Origin of the sequence: Clostridium sp. UBA5988 (genome assembly GCF_002435615.1) — a bacterium.
Classification (GTDB): Bacteria; Bacillota; Clostridia; order Clostridiales; family Clostridiaceae; genus Clostridium_J; species Clostridium_J sulfidigenes.
Genome location: NZ_DJBA01000003.1, coordinates 1 through 2951, shown reverse-complemented (window position 1 = coordinate 2951; position 2951 = coordinate 1). Strand labels below are relative to the sequence as shown.

Sequence of the window (2951 nt, the reverse complement as noted above, 5' to 3'; positions counted from 1 at the left end):
AGTCAAAAATCGTTGACATAAAAATTTAAAATATAATTATTATAATTTGCTATATGTGAAACCTTATCTATAATTTCAATGTATATACTATAAATATATATTATACTTCTTATACTATATAAAACATTTATCTATTACTTGTTTCTTACAGACTTCTTCTGATTTTGATTATTTAAATTACAGCAATCCATTTTTCTTTTCCCATATAATTCCTCATTTTGTTTTGCAATCTTATCTAAAAAGCTATTAATTGATTTCTTTATTCTAGTAAACATACTATCCCTCCATAATAATTATTTATTAAATTATACCAATAACTTATGTGTTTTTAATGGAGTTTTTAAATAAAATATTTTTTATAAAGTTTATGCTCTATTTTAATTAATTTGTTCTATTAAAACATTTTTAAGTAACTGACTTTTTGGAATTTCTCTTATAGCCGTAAGTATCTCTCCTCATTTTAACATGCACAATATTGCACAAAACTAAATATATTTTGAGTTCTAACATATAGTATAAACAAATTAAAATATTTTATTTGATATTGACCTATGTTGCTTAAACTTAATTAGGTATTTATATAATACTAAATTTCTATTCCATATTATTGAGAAAAAAATTTATTCTTTTATTTAATAATTTTTGTATAAAATAAGAAGGAATACAGCTTATTCCATATTCCTTCTCTTATATTCTTTATTCAAACTTGAAAGTATTTATTATTTCTTTTAGTTTTTCAGACATATGCTGTAACTCATTAGCATGACCCGTAAGCTCCTCTGAAATTCCTGTTACCTCTTCTGTTGAGGCAGTAACCTCCTCTGAAGACGCCGCAGTCTCTTGTGATATAGATGATATATTTTCTATCTGAGTTACTACATTATCCTTCTTTTTATCAATAACTACTATATAGTCACTTATTTCAGTAACTTTACTTATTAACTCTTGTACTCCTTCCATTATATCATTAAATACAGCCTTTGCTTCGTCTACTACACCATCTTGTTCCTCTACAATTTTTTCAGTATCCCTAATAGCCACAACAGCAATGTTAGTTTTAGTTTTTATATCATCTACTATCTTCTTAATTTCCATGGTAGAACCCTTTGATTGCTCTGCTAGCTTTCTAATTTCTTCTGCTACTACTGCAAAACCTCGTCCAGCTTCACCAGCTCTAGCTGCTTCAATAGATGCATTAAGAGAAAGTAAATTAGTTTGTTCTGTAATCTGAGAAATAGTATCTGATACAGAATTTATTTTTTCTGTACTTTCATCCATGTCTATAACTAACTCTGAAACTTTATTAGTTGAAACCCTTGTATCATTAGATTTTTCTATCAGCGTATCTACCATAGATAATCCTCTACTGCTTAGATTATTAGCATTTTCATATACTGCACCCATGGCCTCTGTAGCTTCATTTAATAATTTCAAGTTCTCTGATAACTCAATCATAGCTGTGGCTCCGTCTTGAGCACTATTAGCTTGTTCAATGGCTCCACCAGATACATCTTCTATAGCTCTTGCTACTTCACTGATAGAAGCACTAGTTTCCTCGGCTATAGCAGATAAATTTGATGAAGTGTCTAAAACTATATTAGAAGACTTGTTAACGCTTTTAATTAAAGATGATATATTTTCTATCATTCCATTGAAATTTTCACCTAAGTCTTTAAATTCATCTCTTGACTTTATATTAACATTAACCCTTAAATCTCCATCTTTAACTTTGTTAAAAGCCGTCAATAATCTATTAATATTCTTTGAAATAGAATTACTAAATATTAAAGATACTGCTATAGCTATTATAGCTATTACTCCTGAGGTTAGTATAATTATATTTAGAATATTTTGTGTATCCTTTAATAGTTCTTTATCATCCAAAGATGCTACTATTTTCCAGCCTGTTAATTGACTTGTAGTGTAAACAGCAAACTTCTTCTCCCCATTAAAATCATACTCAGTAAATCCTTCTTTATTTGAGCTTATGTCACTCCAAACAGAAAGCTTAGCAGCTTCATCAGTACCTATGATTTCTTTATTAGGATGTGCTACTAAATTACCATTTGAATCAGATACATACATGTACCCTTCGTTTCCTACCTTAATCTCAGATAATCCATCAGAAAGGTTTTTTAAACTTACATTAACTCCTACAACTCCAACTACATTGCTATTTTTTTCTATAGTTTTAGCTACAGTTACTACATTCTCACCTGTTGTTGCACTTTTATATGGAGGGGTTATTACTAATTGCCCCTTATTTTCCATAGCTAGTTTATACCAAGGTCTAGATTTATAATCGTAATTAGCATCAGTGTTTGCTTCTGGATAAGTGTAATACTTTCCCTTTTCTGTCCCTATAAAAGCAGTTATAATATCTTCATCTGTATTTTTTATATCTGATATTAACAATTTAGCAAAGTTAAAATAGTCTTCTTTATCATCTGATTCTATAACATTTATATTATTAGATAGTAGCTCTACAGATTTAGACATACCTTTAAAATAATTATCTAGCCCTCTATTTACCTCTAAAATTGTTTGTCTACTTGTAGTTTCAAGCTTATCTCTTAAAATTGATTTTGATTCTGAGTATATAGTTATTCCCATTCCGGCAACTGGTACTAAACAAATAAGTAAAAGTATAACTATAAGTTTGACTCTAATGCTCTGTAATTTAAATTTCTTAAGCTTATTAAATTTCTTATGTTTCATATTTTTTCCTCCTAAGTGTATAATTTTTTTAATTTATATATTTTTGTAATTTATATACTTATTATTAATAATGATTAAATTACTTAAAAGTCTATAATATTTAATCTATAAAAATACTTCTTTAAACCTTTCTTTAAATTTAATTACAAAATATATTATAAAACTTACTATTATATTCTCGAGTACATCTTATATTTCTTTATAAATAATTTAACCTGAATTATTCACCGAAT

The 2951-nt window shown here is 27.2% G+C and carries 2 protein-coding genes; both read right to left on the bottom strand.

What is annotated here, in order from left to right:
* Positions 1-134: 134 nt before the first annotated feature.
* Positions 135-275 carry an LDCC motif putative metal-binding protein gene (locus B3J31_RS00180; protein WP_346867297.1) on the bottom strand — a complete coding sequence of 47 codons (141 nt, stop codon included), beginning with the start codon at positions 273-275 and terminating at the stop codon, positions 135-137.
* A gap of 421 nt (positions 276-696) precedes the next feature.
* Positions 697-2718: a methyl-accepting chemotaxis protein gene (locus B3J31_RS00175; RefSeq protein ID WP_346867296.1), complete on the bottom strand. Its 2022-nt coding sequence runs from the start codon at positions 2716-2718 to the stop codon at positions 697-699.
* Between the last annotated feature and the right edge of the window lie 233 nt (positions 2719-2951).

What these genes read in the sequence shown, in the direction of transcription:
- B3J31_RS00180 (WP_346867297.1), bottom strand. Translation starts at nt 275, where the DNA reads ATGTTTACTAGAATAAAGAAATCAATTAATAGCTTTTTAGATAAGATT.
- B3J31_RS00175 (WP_346867296.1), bottom strand. Translation starts at nt 2,718, where the DNA reads ATGAAACATAAGAAATTTAATAAGCTTAAGAAATTTAAATTACAGAGC.